The organism is Cytobacillus gottheilii (genome assembly GCF_001636345.1).
Taxonomy (GTDB): domain Bacteria; phylum Bacillota; class Bacilli; order Bacillales; family Cytobacillaceae; genus Cytobacillus; species Cytobacillus gottheilii.
The window spans coordinates 3928606-3945892 of record NZ_KV440945.1 but is presented as its reverse complement, the minus strand read 5'-3'; the positions used below and the strand labels follow the sequence as shown (position 1 = coordinate 3945892).

The following is a 17287-nucleotide window of genomic DNA, read 5'->3' as shown; positions in this document are numbered from 1 at the left end:
GATTTGTTAATTGGTAAAACTTTGACAATCTTGAGAGGTTTGTTTGCACTCTTTTCCCTTCAAAGTCGAATAGATCATTTTCCCATCACTTGCCGTTCCATCCGGAAAGTCCATCGGCAATAAAGCGAAGAAAACATAATAGATGGAGAAATAAATAAACTGATACGTGAGCATAGAAGGGTTAATGATACTCTCATGAATCAATATATTTACAATCAGAATACCAAGCAGATTAAATAGAGAACCTCCAATCAAGATCAGACATTGAGAGTATTTATTTGTGTATTTCAAAGGTCCAAGGCTGCAGCTGCCATGCCAAAAATAATATAATCTGACTTCAATGTTTCGCACTGAAAATAATTTTTTTCCTACTCCAATTACTACCTTCATTTTCTTACAGCCAAAAAAATAGGCGAAGGTTAGATGACCGATTAAATGCAAGATCGTTACAATCGGAAATACGACGAAAAATGCTTGAATGAAATGATAAAAGTCTTCGATTCCAAACATCTTTTTTCCTCCTCCTTACAGTGCGATTATCCTTTTACTACCCCTCCATAAATTGTTCATAACCAATATAAAGGACATGGATGAATGTTCCATGAGTTACAGTCTTAAAGGCTTATACGCCTTAAGTCTTATATGAAAATACGCTTGAGGCTCGTTATAGAAGTTTTGAAATCACGGTAAGATGATATCAAGAAAGGAGGAAACGAAATGAAAAAATTCGGTTTACTAATGGCAGGAGGCATAGCGGCGCTGATCTTGATTGGAAACATTGGACCAATGCTCGCGCTGGCAATCAGCATCACCATCCTATATTTCGTCTATAAACAATTTATTAAAGCAAACTCAAATTGGGAGAAAGCAGGATGGGGGATTATCGGTTTAGCGGCGCTCCTTGCATCGGCATCTAACATTCCGGCAATTATCGGTATTGCCGCAGCATATGTGCTATATCTCGTATATAAGAACTGGAATAAAACAAAACAGTCGTTTCCAAAAGAAAATCATAATGATCCATTCGCAAACTTTGAAAAGCAATGGGCTGAAATCAATAAAAAATAACCTAAAGGAGAGCATATAAAATGTCAAATCTATTCACACGCATAAAAAATACAATTGTAGCGGACTTAAATGAGGCTTTGGATCATAAAGAAAAGAAAAATCCAATCGCGTTATTAAATCAGTATTTAAGAGAAAGTGAACAAGAAGCTGAAAAAGTCCGCAAGCTATTAGAACGCCAATACCAACTAAAAGAAGAATTCACAAGTGAGTATAACGAAGCTGCAGACCTTGCACAAAAAAGAAAGAAGCAAGCTGAAATTGCGGCTGCTGCCGGCGAGCAAGAATTGCAGGCATTTGCTCAGCAGGAATACGAACATTATGAGCAGCGTGCAAGCCGCCTGCAGGAAATGCTGAAACAGGCTAATACTCAGCTTCTGGAATTAGAAAGAAATTATGAGGATATGAAGCATAAATTAAAAGATATGCACTTGCGCCGTATGGAATTAATGGGCAGAGAGAATATTACCCGAGCCAATCATCAGATGAGCAAGGTCCTTCATAACGATGAATATTCAGATCAGCCATATTCGCGCTTTAATGAAATAGAAACATACATTGACAGACTAGAACACGAAGTCAATACATCCTATTACCGCAGCACCATTGATGCTAAAATCGCTCAGCTTGAAAAAGATATGAAAAAAGCAGAATAACACTCAAAACAGAATAAAAAAATGGTAGTATAAAAAGAAAAGCGGAAACGCCTTGCTCGTTTAAGGAACGCAGACTAAAACCGCCACGTCCTGTGGCAACGTCTGCACAACCCACATCCTGTGGGCCCCAAGCTTAAGGCAAGATGGCAAGAAGGTTGGTCTTCAACCTTCTGGACAGATTGTCTTAAGACCTCGAGGGGCTAGGCGTTGGAGCTAGCCGAAAAGAAAAGCGGTAACGTTGGAGCTAGACCCATCTTAGAGGCGCAGGTATGCTGCGTCTTTTCGATACGAATATAAATTTTCACCATCATTAAGAAAAAAGAATGCACCACTGATATAAAGGAGGGAAGCCCGATGAAAGAAAAAATAAAGAGTGATTATACGAGCTGGCTGATTATCATAGGGATTGTAATGCTCTTTTTAGAATTTACCTTTTTTAATTCGGGACTCATTTTTTCTTTATTAGTTCAAGTGGGCATGATCTATATTGGAAGCAAACGGATGTCGAAAAAGCTTGGCAAACTGCTTTTTTGGGGAGGTATTGTCTTTCTCGTCATCTCTGTTTTAAGCATGCTGACATTCCGCTTTTTGCTGCTGGCCATTTTAATACATTTTCTCATTCAATATTCCCAGACGAAAAAAAATCCTATTCAAATTAAACCAGTGATAGATTTGTCAAAAAGCTCTGTAAAAGATGAAAATCTTGTTAAGAAAAAACCACTGGTTACAAATGTCTTTTTCGGGAAGCAGAAGACTCCTCAAGCTGTATATGAATGGAATGATATAAATATTCAGGCTGGCCTTGGCGACACGGTTATTGATTTAAGCTACACCGTTCTGCCAAAAGGAGAAACGATTATTTTTATCCGCAATATTGTAGGTAATATTGTAGTGCTGGTGCCTTACGATATGGAGGTATATGTAAACCACACCTCCTTTGCGGGTACAGCCCGTATTTTAGACTTACAGGATGAAAAGATGTTCAATCAATCTCTTCAGCTTCATACAGCTGATTATGAAAATGCTCATCAAAAGGTGAAAATTGTGAGTTCTATGTTCGCCGGGAATATAGAGGTGAAAAGAGTATGAGTGCAGTTCAGCGCCAGGTAATGTGGGGAGCTGGATTGTCATTATTCCTGCTTGCTGCTTTTTCCCTAGCCTTTTTTACCGTTTTCCCTCTAAATAATTGGCGAGACCTTTGGGAACTGGATATTATGGATATTCCTTTTATTATCTTTATGCCTAGTATCTGTTTGGCTATTGGCATTATTTTTGGCATTTTCTCAGGCTTTCATTGGAGAAAACAGATTGACACAGCAGATGAATGGCTGCATCAGCTTGAGGAAGGACGCCAGCTTGATTTGACCAAGCTGCCGGTATCCGGAGAACTGCAATCTGTATCCGAGCGTGTAGGCAAGATTCAAAAACAAATTGCTGAACAGGCAAAGTTATCTCAAAAGCTTGCAACAGAGAAGGCGGAGGAAATTGAAAACAGAATGCAAGAAATTGTTTCACAGGAGCGGAACCGTCTGGCAAGAGAACTTCATGATTCAGTCAGCCAGCAGCTTTTTGCTGCTTCCATGCTTATGTCCGCATTAACAGAAACAAAGACAAAGGATGAAGACAGACAGGCAAAACAGCTTAAAATGGTAGAAGCAATGATTCATCAGTCACAGCTGGAAATGCGTGCTTTGCTTCTGCATTTGAGGCCAGCGGCTTTAAAAGGAAAATCTCTAAAAGAAGGAGTTGAAGAACTGCTGGTTGAGCTTCTGCAAAAGGTAACGATGAATATTAATTGGAAGCTTGAAGAGTTTCCTCTTGATAAAGGAGTAGAGGATCACTTATTCCGTATTCTGCAGGAATCTGTCTCGAATACTCTTCGTCATGCAAAATCGGAAATGCTTGAAGTTTTGCTGATTGAAAGAGATGGTTATGCGATTCTGAGGGTTGTAGATGACGGAGTAGGGTTTGATGTAGAGGAAGCAAAAGCAGGTTCTTATGGCCTTCAAAATATGTATGAACGTGCTGTTGAGGTAGGCGGAACACTCAAGATCATTAGTTTAAAAGATAAAGGAACAAGACTTGAAGTGAAGGTGCCATTAATCTGATCAGCCAGAATAGAGTTTTAGGAAGGATGGACAGTATGATTAAAGTGCTATTTGTTGATGATCATGAAATGGTAAGAATAGGGGTTTCCTCTTATTTAACAGCACAGCCGGATATTGAAGTGGTAGGCGAGGCAGATAATGGACGTACAGCGATTGAAATGGCGCTGGAATTGCGCCCGGATATCATTCTGATGGATCTTGTAATGAAGGAAATGGACGGAATTGAAGCAACAAGAAATATCATTGAGCGCTGGCCAGAAGCTAAGATCATTATTGTAACGAGCTTTCTGGATGATGAAAAAGTTTATCCTGCACTTGAAGCAGGTGCTACTAGTTATATGCTTAAAACCTCAAAGGCAAGCGAAATTGCAGAAGCAGTTCGCCAAACCTATTCTGGCCAATCCGTTCTCGAGCCTGAAGTCACGGGAAAAATGATGGTCAAAATGCGCCAAAAAAAGGAGTACCTGCCCCATGAAGAACTAACCAGCAGGGAAATGGAGATACTCCTCTTAATGACCGAAGGAAAAACGAATCAAGAAATCGCTGACGAGCTTTTTATTGCCTTAAAAACAGTTAAGACGCATGTAAGCAATATATTAAGTAAGCTTCAAGTGCAAGATCGCACGCAAGCTGTCATTTATGCTTTTAAACATTCACTCGTAACCTGAATTTGTGTTGGACTTTGAGTGAACTAGGAATATGCTGGCTAGGATGGCGATTGCCAGTCCTAAGGCAACACTGCCTACATAAGGAGCATCTTCTATGTTTCTGACAGTAATGCCAATAAATGCCCAGACAAACACCAGCGGATATACCCAATCATTCCAATTTTTTCTCATAAAGACGGGAACTAATCCAGAAACTAATAGTAACCCGATCGTCCAATAAATCTGTGTTTCAACAATTAAGTCAACATCCGTGAAGACGGCATAATAGCTGATATTAGCCAAGAAAGCAACTGAAATCCATCCTAGATAAAGGGAAAAAGGAAATCTAGTGATTTTAGAAGAATGTTGGATAGTTATTTTGTAAATCATGATTAACGTGATAAGCAACAGAATCATAATGGCTACTGATAGGAGAAATAACCCGTTATGCCATACGAGAATCCAGCTTGCGTTCAAAATAGAACTGAAGATAAATAGAGTATGCAGGCGGCGGTTGATATGTCCTTCTTTCCTATATTGAATCCATTCCCGAATGAGCCAAACGGCCAGGAGAATATAAATAAGGCTCCAAATAGAAAATACATAACCTGCCGGTGTAAAAAGCACCTCAAGGGCATTCGAAATCTCCCCAGTTGTTCTGCCGCCAATCGGCAGTATATTGGAGAGCGCATTAATAACAATCATCACTATATAGGATAGAGTACTAATCCATAACATGCAGAAAACCTCCTTCTCTGGAGTATATTCCACATATTTTTCCTTCTTAATCCTCGTTTCGTGATGATTTTCACATAGGATTGATATGTGCATGAGAATGCTATGAAAAATGGGCCGTAAATTAGCTGTTAATCTTCGTGAACCACTTCGACGATATAGTCCTCCAGCGGGGAGCGGATGGATTTGATAAAGTTTTTGCCAGATCCTAACCCCAAATTAAACAATCCGTCTCCATTCCCAGCAGAAATACATTTCATAACGGTCTCACCTTCGAAATTATCAAAGACAACAGTTAAAGAGGCAAAGCTTGTTGTTCTAAAGTAAAATTTCTCAAATATTAAAATACTTATTTGTTTATCCTGTCCTTCTGTCAATTTATAATCCTGAAAGACAAGTAAATCCTTTAATTCTTCAATTTCAGTTAATAACACGGCCGCGTCGAAAGGTGTTATTTTTAATTTGAATTCACTATATTTCTTCATTGTGCTGACTCCAATCATTAAATATGCCAATACATTTCTTGTCTGTATATACGATGCAAATGCTAAAACGTTCCAAAGAAATAAAAAACTTGTTCTCTTTTAATTAAGTACAAAAGATTGTTGTTTCTTACTCTTAGAACAATGGTCACTTTAGCAATATGCTTGTTGATTGGAACGGAAGGGTGCGAGACTCCTGCGGGACGAGTGGGGAGCTGAGACCCCGCAGGAGCGTGTAGCGACGAGGAGGCTCAGCACCCGCCCCGCCGGAAAGCGAGTACCCTGGAGTGGAAATCTAATTTCTCTTATCCTAGAACAGTAAAGTTTACAAATATAGCTTTACATTAAGTTTTATCCAAATAGAAAAAACCTCATCATATTCTTGTCATGTTCACAGGGACTTGTCTCATATGCTATAGAGAATGTGAATATGGGGGAGAGTTTAGATGAAAACATTTTTTAAAGGGACAATTTTGCTGGCAGTTGCCGCATTTGCTGGAGAGTGTATTGAGTTTGTTGTAAACATGGTGCTGGCGAGGGAACTTGGTGAGCAGGGGCTCGGTATGTATATGTCTATTCTCCCGACAGTGTTTCTGATCATATTGCTGGCAAGTTTTGAACTGCCTGTATCTATTTCAAAGTTTGTCGCTGAAAAGGACAAGAACCAGCATTACAATATGCTTAATTATGTATTGAAATGGACCGTGATTTTCACCATTATCGTGCTTCCAATCGTTACATTTATTATCCCTCATATCAGTGTATTCAACGAATTCCATCCAGCTTTAAAATGGATCGTCATTGCCTTTATTCCATTTGTATCCTTTTCCTCTATTGCCAGAGGCTATTTTATGGGGAAGAATCTAATGGGGAAAATTGCGGCTGCAAATCTATTAAGAAAGCTGATGCAGCTGATTTTACTGGCCAGTCTATACCAAATGTTTGAATTTAGCATTGAAATGGCTGTATTTGTTGCTTTCTGTACATTGATTGGCAGTGAAGCCATTGTGTTTATTTATTTAATTCATATGTTTGTGATTCATTACCAGCAGATGAAAAGATCGCCAAAAGAAGCCTTAGCAGGGAAAAGTGTTCGAAATGATTTACTCTCTGTTTCAATCCCAACGACTGGATTGCGTGTATTTCATGCCATTACACATGCGATTCAGCCTTTCCTCATAAAAGCAGCTCTTATCAAAGCAGGTGTTGGGGCTGAGGTAGCAACAGAGCATTTTGGGATGGTAGCAGGAATTGCGATGACAATTGGGTTTTTCCCAGCATTTATTGCTCATTCCTTTATGATTATGCTAATCCCAACTGTGTCAAAGGAATATGCTGATAGAAACCTGCCAAGACTGCAGCATTTGCTTCAGCAAGTATTTTTTATCACTTTCATATACGGAGTTCCTGCTGTTCTCTTTTTCTATATTTTTGCAGAAAAATTAACGACGGAGTTTTTTCATTCGCCAGACGCCTCTGTCTACTTGCAGCTGCTATGGCCGTTTTTCTTGCTTCATTTCTTTATTATTCCCATGCAGGCCTTTCTCATTGGTCTCGGCTTAATGAAAGATGCATTCTTCCATTCGGTGTGGTCAACGATCGTATCCTATGCTGTTATGTACTTCTTAGGCTCAATGCCTTCCTTTCAAATGGATGGAATCATTATGGGGATCAATGCCGGAGCAGTCTTATTAATGCTGATGCACTATGTGACCATATGCAAAGTCATCGGTGTCAACTTAAACTTAATGCCTGTTAAGCGCATTGACTTTAAATCATAAAAATTAGAAAAAAGTGTAGGGAAAGGTAAGTCAGATTTCGTTTAATAGAGTGAAAGATAAATAGAAAGGAGGCAGGCCCGTTATCATGATGGACCTCCAATTGAATCAAAAAACGAAGCAGCAGCAATTTGAAGAATGCATAGAAGAGCATGGTAACGCGCTGTTCCATTATATCTATTCACTCGTAAAACATAAGCAGCTGGCTGAGGATTTATATCAGGATGTGCTGATGGCAGCTTTTATTGCCTTGCCGTCCTTTCAGGAACAGACAAAGATGAAAAACTGGCTATTTAAAATAGGTATTAATAAATGCCGTGATCATTGGAGAAAACAAAAGGCACAGCAGCGGTATTGGGAGGAGAAGGCGTATATGAATGATGATTACTCCTTAGTAAATACAATTTTAGAAGATGAGATCATCCAAAAAGATACCAATAAGGAAGTTAAAGAGACGTTAGAGGATTTACCTGAAATTTATAAGGAACCACTGCTTCTATTTTATTATCATAATCAAACTCTTGTTGAAATTAGCCGCAGTTCGAACATTCCCTTGTCGACAGTGAAAACAAGAATTAGAAGAGGCAAGGAACGTTTAAAACCATTAGTAGCGGGGATGCAATAGCCTATGAGCCAAATGCATCCTCGATTTCCTTTTGGTTTCCAAATAGATATAATATATCACCCTCGTGCAGGCTAGTGTGTAAGATGTCATTTCGGATAATTTTCTCACCTCTTTTAATGAAAAGTACTGTCAGATCAAACTCTTGAATAAGCTCTTTTGCAAGTTTACCATTATATTTAGAAGAATCTTCAATCGTATAATTAACTAATGCATCGTCTTCATCCATTAAGAAGACATCCTTCATTGGCATATCCTGCAGATCAAACTTTTCCTCAAGTTCATGTGTCATCTCTTTTGATAACAATTTTCTGATTTTGGGTATTTTCAAAATAAGCAGCAGGATGAAAAGGACACCAGCGATAATTGCGATTTTTGATGTATAAAAATCGTCTGCTAATATATTCGAAATAGCCGAAATAATGACGGCAAGAGAAAACGCTCCAAAAAAAATTAAAAAACCGCAAATTTTTCTTCTAATCGGATGATCAATGATTAATTCAGACTCTCCAGTAGTAAATCCCGTGCCTGTCAGCATAGAAGTTGCCTGAAAACGGGATATTTGCTTATCCAATCCGGTATACTCAAATAACATCGCACTTATCTCAATAACGATTAATACAACAGCCAAATAAGCACCAATGAATAAAAAGCCCATAGTATCCCCCTAACCAAAATGATATTCCATACTGTATTTATTCGTCATAGAGTAACAAATTCAAAAAACACCTAAGGGCAAGAGGCCCTTAGGTTATTTCTGCTGTTCATTTTCATTATAGTAGGCGACTGAATACATTGCCCCTTCACTAACCATTTTGTTATCTTCAATATCTTGAGGATCCGGATGGCCAGCTTTTTTGAGCGGAAGATCTTCGTTGGCAAATCTGTCTCTAATCATGTTTTTAAATTTAACCGTTACGGTTTGCACCTTGTTTCTGTTAGCTTTGCTTGCAAGTAATAAAACACTTGTGATTCCTACTCCTGCCAATAAATATGAGTTAAGTGGACGAGAATTCATAGTCAAAACTCCTCCTATTGTTTAGATTTTTCTAGCATGTTTAATGAATACCCCGCCAAGAATGATAGGAAACATCCAAAAATAAGAAAAAGGCAAACAACAGAAGAATAGGTTTTTAGAATAATGGGTTTTATAGAAGAGAAGAAAAGGGAAATATTTTGTAATAATCCTTAAAAAAATGAGAAAGTATCATAAAAAACGGAGGAATTGATAATGGGGCAGGCATTTAAATATTCGAATTGGAAATGGCTTCACTATAATCATGAGGAAGAACTGGATATGAAGATCGCTCCGCCTTTTCAAGAAGTATTTAAGATATGGATTGATTCTTTGCAGGACAGTGAAACTAATGTTTTAACCATAGATTCAACAAAGCGAAATGCAGAATCGGTAAGAGGTTCATTGATTTATCAGCAAACAATTGATGAGCAGCGTGAGAATCGAATTTTCCATTATTTCATAACAGAGAACTCATTATATACAGTAGGTTTCGATTTAGAAGCCATAGATGTAATAGAAGAGGATACATTAATGAAAAAGATGGAGCATGCTCACAATGGAATTGAAGGTTTTTTTGTTCTTCTTGGAGAAATATTGTCGTACAGCATAAAAAAAATTGACCAATTTGAAATAAGGCTAAATGATTTGTTATGGAAAGTGAAGAAAAAAAATAGCATAAAAAGATTGGAAGAAATCTATAAATTACGACATGAACTTTTGGTATGGAAAAATTTAATGATTCCTATTAAAGAGCTTGAGATCGGCCTTAATGAAGCTTTTGGAAGTGAGGAGTCAAATTTGCCTGAATATAAACGAGTATGTAATAGAATTAAACGGGGCTCAATGCTAATTCAAGAGTATCAAGATGAGATTAATACATTAGTTAATTTTGAAGAAATGGTTTCCACACATAGAGGGAACGAGATTATGAAAACGCTAACTGTTATTACGACTCTTTTTACTCCTGTAAGTGCTTGGGGAGCTTTGTGGGGCATGAATTTTAAGCTTATGCCTGAGCTTGATTGGAAACTGGGATATCCGCTCTCATTATTGATCATCATTGGATCAACTGCTGCGCTTTATATTCTACTCATAAAGAAAGGCTGGATGGGAGATATTTTAAAAGGACGAAAGAAGAATTCTTTCTTTAAGTAATTGTCTATTTGGAGGGGTATGGGATGAGTAAACAAAAGAGATGCAAAGAATCATTTGTGGTGAAAACGAGTATTGTACAGCCGCCAGATACAAATAATTATGGAACGTTATTTGGCGGAAAATTGATGGCGTATATTGATGATACTGCCGCAATAGCAGCGATGCGCCACGCACGGAAGGCTGTTGTAACAGCATCAACAGATTCGGTGGATTTTCTTCACCCCATTTACGAAGGAAATTCTGTCTGTTTAGAGGCATACTGTACGTATACAGGCAGAACCTCAATGGAGATTTTTGTGAAGGTGATTGCGGAAAATCTTTTAAGCGGGGAACGAAATGTCTGTGCAATTTCGTTTTTAACAATGGTGGCGATTGATGAAGATGGCCGTCCAGCTGAAGTGCCACAAGTCATACCGGAATCGGATGAAGAAAAAAGCCTTTACGCTACAGCAAAGGATCGAGCAGAGAACCGGAAAAACAGAAGAAAAGACAGTGAAGAAAGAGCCAAAAAGTATGGATCAAAATATCCATGGCAGTAAAACAAAAAATGAATTTACATTCATTTTATGAAGGTTTTTCCGCTTTCTTTGTCGTAATTAATGTAGAAAGAAGGTTCATAATCTTGAAAAATCAACGAAAAGATTATGTGTTTTCAATCATAATAGGACAGAAAAGGCGGGGAAATTAAAAATGTCTGTTATAGCTGAATTAAATGAACTTGTCTCTAAAATGAATGAACATCCAGAGTTTATTCAAGATGAAAAAAATCGAATTTTTCAAGTGAATTTAGCAGAGTATGGGCCATTGCAGATTATTATTCAAGATGGAAGAGTTTTAATTGAAGAAGGTGAAGCTGAAAACACCGAAGTCATACTTCATTTGAATGAAGAAAACTTTTCGAAACTATTAAATGATAATCTCAACACAACAGTCGCGTTTATGACTGGAGGACTTAAAGTTGAGGGGAAAATGGGGCTGGCTTTGAAGCTGCAGGAAATCGTAAAGAAGTATCAGTGAAAGAGGAAAAGGTGAGTACGGCCACTGCCATGGTGACCGAAATTCACCTTTTATTCGTTTTGTGAATGGATCAGATAAAACAGGTTGTCTGGAATTAGTGCCTCAATATTAACATCATATGATCTTCGTCATAATAAGCTCCATCTACCTTTAAAGCATTTTTTTCAACCCCATAGGTTTTGAAACCATAAGATTCATAAAGCCTTTTCGCTGAATGATTTTCAGACATGACAGTTAAATAGAGCTGTTCAATATCAGTACACTCTCTTGCCTTTTTAATTGCTTCACTTATCAGAGTCTTAGCGATACCCTTTCCGCGGTGTGCTTCCGATACATACATAGCGAATAGATAAGCTTTATGCTGCATCTTTACCTTGCTATCCTGAAACAAGGTAACACTTCCTGTTAATACATCTCCTGCAAAGGCGCCAAAGGTAATAGCATTACTAGAAGAAAGGCGTTCCTCAAACGATTGTACAGATTGAGATTTTTCTTCCTCATAACTTGCTGCAAATGCCTCAGGGTGCTGCTGTAAGGCATCAAGTCTATGTACTTTATAAAGTTCCCCGTCTTGTTTAAGCAGGGGACGTATGCTGATCGCAGCTGCAGCCATTTAAAATATCCTCCTTTCATTCATTCCATTAGTATATACCATAAAGCAGATTAACGTTAAAGGCACAGTCATTTGGAAATACTAGAAGACAATTGTTTCTCCGATGCCCTCATCAGGGTATACAAAATGTATGATCTTGAATGAGAGAAGGAAAAAAGGATGAGAAAACGACGCAGAATAGAAATTGCTTTTGTAATAATTATTATTTTGATTGCCTATATCGTTTTGTTTACAGACATTGGCCAGCCGTATAAGATTGGAGCATTGATTTTATATGGAAGTATTATCTTCATAACCGTTTATTCTCTCATGCTTGAAAACCGTTCTCCCCAGCATACACTCCTTTGGATGTATGTACTGTTATTTTTCCCAGTGGCAGGCTACTTATTTTATTTATTTTCTGGTCAGCTGTATTTAAAGGGCTATTTATTTAAAAGCAAAAGACGGCGAGATCGTGAAGAATGGAAAAGGATGATAAAAGGAGAGGAAACGCCTGATATCTCATTTTTAAATGATAATCAGAGAAACTTTGCCTGGTATGTGAACGAGTCCGCTTTAACCCCAATGACAACAGCATCAAAAGCGACAATTTTAAAAAATGGACAACAAACGTTTCAAGCTATTAAAGAGGAATTGCTTCGTGCCGAAAGATATATTCATATGGAATATTATATTTTTCGCTCGGATCGGCTTGGAAAAGAAATTATAGATATTCTAATGATGAAAGCGAAAGAGGGCGTTGAAGTTCTTTTTACATATGATGCAGCAGGAAGTATGACAATGTCCCCAAAACATGTGCGCCGTATGGAGGAAGCAGGTATTCAGGTGAAGATTTTTTCCCCTCTTAAATACGGCTTTTTCAATCAGAAATTTAATTTCCGTAATCACCGGAAAATTGTGGTCATCGATGGGAAGGTTGGGTTTGTCGGCGGATTAAATGTCGGTGTAGAGTATTTAGGTGAGGACGAACGAATAGGCTTCTGGCGCGACACACATATGATGCTTCAGGGGGAAGCGGTATACACACTGCACACAATTTTCTTGCTGGATTGGGAGTATGTGAGCGGAGAAGATGTGCTGGAGTTGTACCGTGAAGAAAAAAAGCACCCTGTCAATGAAGATGTTGTTGATGGAGCTATTCAAGTTGTAGCAAGCGGACCAGATACTCAGCCTGGAATCATGGGTGATTTATATTTTGCCATGATCGCTTCAGCTCAGCATTCTATCTGGATTGCCACTCCCTATTTTGTGCCAGATGAATCAATCCGGACAGCTCTTCGGGTAGCTGCTGCAAAAGGGGTTGAAGTGCGCATCCTCGTTCCAGAAATTAACGATGGGTTCCTGACCCAATATGCGAGCCGATCTTATTTCTCTGAGCTGCTTCGATATGGTGTGGAGATATATTCGTATAAAAAGGGATTTTTGCACCAGAAGCTTATTATCATAGACGGCAATTTGGCAACCATTGGGACAGCCAATCTTGATATGCGCAGCTTTCACTTGAATTTTGAAGTGAATGTATTTCTGCTGGAGACAAGCAGTATTCGTGAACTTGTGGCTCATTTTGAGGAAGACATGCGCGAAAGTGAGAAAATCAGTCCCGTCCAGTATTACAAACGCGGTTTTGTGGAGAGAACGAAGGAGTCATTTGCAAGATTATTTTCTGGAGTTTTATAAACATAAATATTGTTTTAAAGATAACCCGAACGATTTAGAGAAATTTGCAGGAATCTCTCTAATCGTTCTTTTTTTTGAAAATAATTGTTTCGTCTGACGAAATAAGGTATGATTTGAATAGTTAGAATTGTATAAAAATAATTAATATTTAGCGCAATTTTTGTCTTTTATAAGGAGTGAATTTTTCACCGGTCAATGAGGTATTGCGCTTTTCTATTTAGGAGGGGAATTATGCTTGCAAAATCCGTAATTGAAGATGTATTAACAGCAGCACTCCAAACGGGGGGAGATTTTGCTGAGGTATTCGCAGAGGATCGATTTGCCAACACGCTGTTACTAAGAGAGAACAAAGTAGAGGGCAGTCTATCTGGCCGCGATTTTGGCATTGGCATTCGAGTATTTAAAGGTTTTCAAAGTGCTTATGCCTATACAACGGATGGTTCAAAAGAAGGCTTGCTAAAGGCTGCCTATCAGGCTGCAGCAGGAATTAAAGGGGAGAGGAATGTCACAGCCAGCCCTTTAGTACAAGAAAAAATCGTATCAGCTCATTCAATTGCTGCTTTTCCAAGAGAGGTTGAAAAACAGCGTAAAGCCGATGTAATGAGAAAAGCTTATGAAATAGCAAAGAATTATCATTCCAGCATTCAGCAGGTTGGTATTCGTTATTTAGACGAAGAACAACACGTACTTATTGCGAATTCTGAAGGGAAGTTTGTAGAAGATAAGCGTGTGCGAAGCAGGCTGTCAATTCAATCGATTGCTTCAGACGGCAATCAAATGCAGTCAGGCTATTATGGACCAGGTGCACATCAGGGCTTTGAATTTATGGAGAGTCTGGATTTAAATCATTACGCTTCAGAAGCATCGCGAATTGCGGTGACGATGCTAGGTGCCGATCCATGTCCAAGCGGAAAGTTTCCCGTTATTATTGATAATGAATTTGGCGGCGTTATTTTCCATGAAGCATGCGGGCATGGTCTTGAAGCAACAAGTGTGGCAAAAGGCAATTCTGTGTTTGCTGATCAGATTGGAGAAAAAGTAGCATCTGATGTTGTTACCTATATAGATGACGGAACGCTTGCAAATGAGTGGGGTTCTTTAGCGATTGATGATGAAGGAGAAGCCGCGAGAAAGAATGTCCTGATTGAAAATGGAATTCTAAAAGGATATTTAATTGATAAGCTGAACGGACGAAGAATGGGAATGCCCTCGACAGGCTCAGGCAGACGACAGTCTTATCGTTTCGCTCCAACTTCAAGAATGACGAATACATATATCGCCAATGGAAAGTCGACACCAGCGGAGATCATTGCCAATACCGAGCATGGAATCTATGCGAAATACATGGGCGGCGGACAAGTGAATACAACGACAGGTGATTACAACTTTGCGGTCATGGAGGCTTATGCTGTAAAAGACGGAAAAATAGGCAAACCGTTAAGGGGTGCAACTTTAATTGGAAATGGTCCTGAAACATTGAAGCTTGTTGATATGGTCGGAAACAATCTTGCCCATGGAGCGGGCATGTGCGGGTCGTTAAGCGGCAGTCTCCCTGTAAATGTTGGGCAGCCGATGATTCGTGTAAGCGAGATGACCGTTGGCGGAAGAAAGGGGGAAGAATAAGATGAGAATAGAAGATTTTCAGGAGAGAGTATTCCAACTTGGAAAACAGCTTGGTTTCACAGATATGGAAATCTATACGGAAAAAGTAGAGAGTTTAGGCTGTAAGCTTTACAAAGGAGAAATCGATTCATATCAAACATCTGAAACATTAGGCGTCTCTTTTCGGGGAAAAATGGACGGAAAGATGGGCTATGCTTATACAGAAAATACAGATGAAGATTCTGTTCAATATTTGGTTAAAGAAGCAAAAGTGAATTCTCTTTTAATTGAAGAGGATGTTCAGGAAGAGATTTTTAAAGGATCAGAACAATATGGCGACCATACCTTTTATTCTGAGGAATTAAACGATGTATCTATTGAGGAGAAAATTGAGTTTTTAAAAGAGATAGAAAAAGAGGTTTATGCTTTTGATGAGCGCGTAACAGGTACAAATACTCTATCTTTAAGCAGCTCAGAAAAGGAAAAAAGATTAGTGAACTCCAACGGACTGGAGCTTAAAGATCGAACAAATCATATTGGCCTCTCCGTATCCGTTATTGTAAAACAAGGAAAAGAAGTGAAAAATGGAGTGTTTTCACGCGTCACTCGAAACTACCATTCACTAGCAGCAAAGAACGTTGCGGAGCATGCTGTAAAAGAGGCGTTGTCTAAGTTGAATGCTGAAAGTGCAGATAGCAAAAATTATTCTGTCATCCTGCGCAATAAAGCTGCCGCAGCTTTACTTCAAACATTTTCACCGATTTTTTCTGCTGAACAGATTCAGAAGGGCCAATCACTTCTAAAGGGGAGATTAGGGCAAAAAGTAGCGGCAGAGCATGTGCATATTGTTGATGATCCATTTTACGGGGATGGAGTTAGAAGCGGAAATTTTGACAGTGAAGGATATGCAACAAGGAAAAAAGATGTCATTAAAGACGGGAACCTCCTTACATTTTTGCATAATAGCATAACAGCGAAAAAGGATAATGTGGAATCTACGGGAAATGCTTATAAAGCATCATATAAAGGAACTATAACAGTCGCACCTTCTAATTTTTATATTATCCCTGCTGAAAAAGATTTGCCTGATCTGGTAGCTCAAGTGGGTGATGGTATCTTGGTAACTTCTTTTTCGGGACTGCATTCAGGAACCAATACTGTCTCCGGTGATTTCTCGATTGCAGCAGGCGGTTTTCTTATCGAAAATGGAGAAATCAAAACGGCACTAAAACAAATGACGGTTGCAGGGAACTTTTTTGACTTGCTTCAGCAAATTGAAGAAGTTGGTTCAGATCTTGAATTTTCGCTTGCCTTTGGTTCGCCATCACTGCTGATCAAAGAGCTGGCTGTAACGATTGAATAAGTGCTTTTCTAATAAAAATGAAAGAAATAGAATCATTTGGAAATTTCCTGACCCAAGGCAGCGAGAAATCAATTTCTTGCTGCCTTGGGTCATTTTGAATAGATGGAATAAGAGCAATGGTGTTTAAAGGAGAGACAACCGTGGTACCTTTATTTTGGTGTCTATTTTAGTCAATAATAAGCTTCACTAGTGTAAAATTGTTGTAAATGGAACAAAATTATAGTTGGCTTAATGGGAGAGGTGTAGTGAAAAAAATAGTAGAGGAGTGATTTGTTGCGTTTTATTGCACAGCATCCGTATATAAAAGTCAGCAGGCAGATCAAATGGACTGAGCAGAAAATCATTGAGGAAGAGCTTTCGCTTATACTATTTGAAGATCGCATTGAAACACAATTTCATGTTCATTATATAAGAGACGTATGGGATGTTTCCTATAAGAGCACCAGCGCAGGTACTGGTCTGCTTTATTTACATACAAAGAGCGGTGTAAATGCTTTTTATGTGAAACAAAATCCTTCACAGTTTATTGACCACTTTATAAAAATAAAAGCAAGCTTGTAGAAATTTTTCAATAGCTAAAAAGTCCAAATAAAAAGGTGCATTCCGCGAATGGGAATGCACCTTTTTTGGTCCGTAAAACGGACATTCAAGGTACGTTTACTGAGGCCGTCCGATATTAAGTATATCGGTTAAAGACGAGAGTGCCTATCGAGCGCTCTGCAAACCCTCCTTGATCCAAAGCAATGCCA

Annotated in this window: 20 protein-coding genes; 14 read left to right on the top strand and 6 right to left on the bottom strand. The window is 38.6% G+C overall.

The genetic code is table 11. From position 1 onward, the window contains the following. Positions 1-6: 6 nt before the first annotated feature. Positions 7-510, bottom strand: coding sequence for a hypothetical protein (locus tag A6754_RS19245; RefSeq protein ID WP_066449724.1), 504 nt, complete (start codon positions 508-510; stop codon positions 7-9). A gap of 207 nt (positions 511-717) precedes the next feature. On the opposite strand from A6754_RS19245, the gene A6754_RS19240 reads away from it, so the two are divergent. The 5 genes from A6754_RS19240 to A6754_RS19220 all read left to right on the top strand — a co-directional run bounded on the left by A6754_RS19240 (position 718) and on the right by A6754_RS19220 (position 4497). Beyond that, entirely contained in the window at positions 718-1068 is a 351-nt protein-coding gene (locus tag A6754_RS19240; protein ID WP_066449714.1) for a lmo0954 family membrane protein, read from the top strand. A gap of 20 nt (positions 1069-1088) precedes the next feature. Continuing rightward, complete coding sequence (locus A6754_RS19235) at positions 1089-1721, top strand: PspA/IM30 family protein (protein ID WP_066449713.1); 633 nt, start codon at positions 1089-1091, stop codon at positions 1719-1721. A 354-nt stretch (positions 1722-2075) separates the two neighbouring features. After that, the gene (gene liaF, locus A6754_RS19230) at positions 2076-2810 is read left to right on the top strand and encodes a cell wall-active antibiotics response protein LiaF (protein ID WP_066449711.1); all 735 of its coding nucleotides are present in this window, start codon (positions 2076-2078) and stop codon (positions 2808-2810) included. Further along, positions 2807-3829 (top strand): sensor histidine kinase, encoded by a 1023-nt coding sequence (locus A6754_RS19225; protein ID WP_066449703.1) that lies wholly within the window; start codon positions 2807-2809, stop codon positions 3827-3829. The genes liaF and A6754_RS19225 overlap by 4 nt, the downstream gene beginning before the upstream one ends. Before the next feature lie 35 nt (positions 3830-3864). Beyond that, positions 3865-4497, top strand: coding sequence for a response regulator transcription factor (locus tag A6754_RS19220; RefSeq protein ID WP_066449700.1), 633 nt, complete (start codon positions 3865-3867; stop codon positions 4495-4497). Here the strand turns inward: A6754_RS19220 and A6754_RS19215 are convergent. After that, complete coding sequence (locus A6754_RS19215) at positions 4483-5214, bottom strand: TspO-related membrane protein (RefSeq protein ID WP_066449697.1); 732 nt, start codon at positions 5212-5214, stop codon at positions 4483-4485. The genes A6754_RS19220 and A6754_RS19215 overlap by 15 nt on opposite strands. A gap of 128 nt (positions 5215-5342) precedes the next feature. Continuing rightward, positions 5343-5696, bottom strand: coding sequence for a DUF6054 family protein (locus tag A6754_RS19210; RefSeq protein ID WP_066449694.1), 354 nt, complete (start codon positions 5694-5696; stop codon positions 5343-5345). A gap of 443 nt (positions 5697-6139) precedes the next feature. On the opposite strand from A6754_RS19210, the gene A6754_RS19205 reads away from it, so the two are divergent. After that, positions 6140-7474, top strand: coding sequence for a polysaccharide biosynthesis protein (locus tag A6754_RS19205; protein WP_066449691.1), 1335 nt, complete (start codon positions 6140-6142; stop codon positions 7472-7474). An 85-nt stretch (positions 7475-7559) separates the two neighbouring features. Further along, on the top strand, positions 7560-8096 hold the full coding sequence (locus A6754_RS19200; protein WP_066449686.1) for an RNA polymerase sigma factor: 537 nt from the start codon (positions 7560-7562) through the stop codon (positions 8094-8096). Between the two features lies 1 nt (position 8097). Here the strand turns inward: A6754_RS19200 and A6754_RS19195 are convergent, their stop codons facing one another. Then, positions 8098-8751 carry a cation:proton antiporter regulatory subunit gene (locus A6754_RS19195; RefSeq protein WP_066449681.1) on the bottom strand — a complete coding sequence of 218 codons (654 nt, stop codon included), beginning with the start codon at positions 8749-8751 and terminating at the stop codon, positions 8098-8100. Positions 8752-8844: 93 nt separating this feature from the next. Further along, the gene (locus A6754_RS19190; RefSeq protein WP_066449679.1) at positions 8845-9111 is read right to left on the bottom strand and encodes a YbyB family protein; all 267 of its coding nucleotides are present in this window, start codon (positions 9109-9111) and stop codon (positions 8845-8847) included. 213 nt (positions 9112-9324) lie between these two features. Here A6754_RS19190 and A6754_RS19185 point away from each other — a divergent pair, with 213 nt between their 5' ends. The 3 genes from A6754_RS19185 to A6754_RS19175 all read left to right on the top strand — a co-directional run bounded on the left by A6754_RS19185 (position 9325) and on the right by A6754_RS19175 (position 11283). Further along, a complete protein-coding gene (locus tag A6754_RS19185; RefSeq protein WP_066449678.1) occupies positions 9325-10266 on the top strand; it encodes a magnesium transporter CorA family protein in 942 nt (313 codons plus the stop codon). Between the two features lie 23 nt (positions 10267-10289). Further along, positions 10290-10805 carry an acyl-CoA thioesterase gene (locus A6754_RS19180; protein WP_066449675.1) on the top strand — a complete coding sequence of 172 codons (516 nt, stop codon included), beginning with the start codon at positions 10290-10292 and terminating at the stop codon, positions 10803-10805. 151 nt (positions 10806-10956) lie between these two features. After that, positions 10957-11283 carry an SCP2 sterol-binding domain-containing protein gene (locus A6754_RS19175; protein ID WP_066449669.1) on the top strand — a complete coding sequence of 109 codons (327 nt, stop codon included), beginning with the start codon at positions 10957-10959 and terminating at the stop codon, positions 11281-11283. Between the two features lie 94 nt (positions 11284-11377). On the opposite strand, the gene A6754_RS19170 is transcribed toward A6754_RS19175, so the two are convergent. Continuing rightward, positions 11378-11896, bottom strand: coding sequence for a GNAT family N-acetyltransferase (locus tag A6754_RS19170; protein WP_156495826.1), 519 nt, complete (start codon positions 11894-11896; stop codon positions 11378-11380). Positions 11897-12055: 159 nt separating this feature from the next. Between A6754_RS19170 and cls the strand changes: the two genes are divergently transcribed. The 4 genes from cls to A6754_RS19150 all read left to right on the top strand — a co-directional run bounded on the left by cls (position 12056) and on the right by A6754_RS19150 (position 17099). Next, positions 12056-13573 carry a cardiolipin synthase gene (cls, locus tag A6754_RS19165; RefSeq protein WP_066449666.1) on the top strand — a complete coding sequence of 506 codons (1518 nt, stop codon included), beginning with the start codon at positions 12056-12058 and terminating at the stop codon, positions 13571-13573. 231 nt (positions 13574-13804) lie between these two features. Next, entirely contained in the window at positions 13805-15196 is a 1392-nt protein-coding gene (locus A6754_RS19160) for a TldD/PmbA family protein (RefSeq protein ID WP_066449663.1), read from the top strand. A gap of 1 nt (position 15197) precedes the next feature. Further along, the gene (locus tag A6754_RS19155; protein WP_066449660.1) at positions 15198-16538 is read left to right on the top strand and encodes a TldD/PmbA family protein; all 1341 of its coding nucleotides are present in this window, start codon (positions 15198-15200) and stop codon (positions 16536-16538) included. A 273-nt stretch (positions 16539-16811) separates the two neighbouring features. Further along, entirely contained in the window at positions 16812-17099 is a 288-nt protein-coding gene (locus A6754_RS19150) for a hypothetical protein (RefSeq protein WP_066449658.1), read from the top strand. The last annotated feature ends 188 nt before the right edge of the window (positions 17100-17287 follow it).

What these genes read in the sequence shown, in the direction of transcription:
- A6754_RS19245 (WP_066449724.1), bottom strand. Translation starts at nt 510, where the DNA reads ATGTTTGGAATCGAAGACTTTTATCATTTCATTCAAGCATTTTTCGTC.
- A6754_RS19240 (WP_066449714.1), top strand. Translation starts at nt 718, where the DNA reads ATGAAAAAATTCGGTTTACTAATGGCAGGAGGCATAGCGGCGCTGATC.
- A6754_RS19235 (WP_066449713.1), top strand. Translation starts at nt 1,089, where the DNA reads ATGTCAAATCTATTCACACGCATAAAAAATACAATTGTAGCGGACTTA.
- liaF (WP_066449711.1), top strand. Translation starts at nt 2,076, where the DNA reads ATGAAAGAAAAAATAAAGAGTGATTATACGAGCTGGCTGATTATCATA.
- A6754_RS19225 (WP_066449703.1), top strand. Translation starts at nt 2,807, where the DNA reads ATGAGTGCAGTTCAGCGCCAGGTAATGTGGGGAGCTGGATTGTCATTA.
- A6754_RS19220 (WP_066449700.1), top strand. Translation starts at nt 3,865, where the DNA reads ATGATTAAAGTGCTATTTGTTGATGATCATGAAATGGTAAGAATAGGG.
- A6754_RS19215 (WP_066449697.1), bottom strand. Translation starts at nt 5,214, where the DNA reads ATGTTATGGATTAGTACTCTATCCTATATAGTGATGATTGTTATTAAT.
- A6754_RS19210 (WP_066449694.1), bottom strand. Translation starts at nt 5,696, where the DNA reads ATGAAGAAATATAGTGAATTCAAATTAAAAATAACACCTTTCGACGCG.
- A6754_RS19205 (WP_066449691.1), top strand. Translation starts at nt 6,140, where the DNA reads ATGAAAACATTTTTTAAAGGGACAATTTTGCTGGCAGTTGCCGCATTT.
- A6754_RS19200 (WP_066449686.1), top strand. Translation starts at nt 7,560, where the DNA reads ATGATGGACCTCCAATTGAATCAAAAAACGAAGCAGCAGCAATTTGAA.
- A6754_RS19195 (WP_066449681.1), bottom strand. Translation starts at nt 8,751, where the DNA reads ATGGGCTTTTTATTCATTGGTGCTTATTTGGCTGTTGTATTAATCGTT.
- A6754_RS19190 (WP_066449679.1), bottom strand. Translation starts at nt 9,111, where the DNA reads ATGAATTCTCGTCCACTTAACTCATATTTATTGGCAGGAGTAGGAATC.
- A6754_RS19185 (WP_066449678.1), top strand. Translation starts at nt 9,325, where the DNA reads ATGGGGCAGGCATTTAAATATTCGAATTGGAAATGGCTTCACTATAAT.
- A6754_RS19180 (WP_066449675.1), top strand. Translation starts at nt 10,290, where the DNA reads ATGAGTAAACAAAAGAGATGCAAAGAATCATTTGTGGTGAAAACGAGT.
- A6754_RS19175 (WP_066449669.1), top strand. Translation starts at nt 10,957, where the DNA reads ATGTCTGTTATAGCTGAATTAAATGAACTTGTCTCTAAAATGAATGAA.
- A6754_RS19170 (WP_156495826.1), bottom strand. Translation starts at nt 11,896, where the DNA reads ATGGCTGCAGCTGCGATCAGCATACGTCCCCTGCTTAAACAAGACGGG.
- cls (WP_066449666.1), top strand. Translation starts at nt 12,056, where the DNA reads ATGAGAAAACGACGCAGAATAGAAATTGCTTTTGTAATAATTATTATT.
- A6754_RS19160 (WP_066449663.1), top strand. Translation starts at nt 13,805, where the DNA reads ATGCTTGCAAAATCCGTAATTGAAGATGTATTAACAGCAGCACTCCAA.
- A6754_RS19155 (WP_066449660.1), top strand. Translation starts at nt 15,198, where the DNA reads ATGAGAATAGAAGATTTTCAGGAGAGAGTATTCCAACTTGGAAAACAG.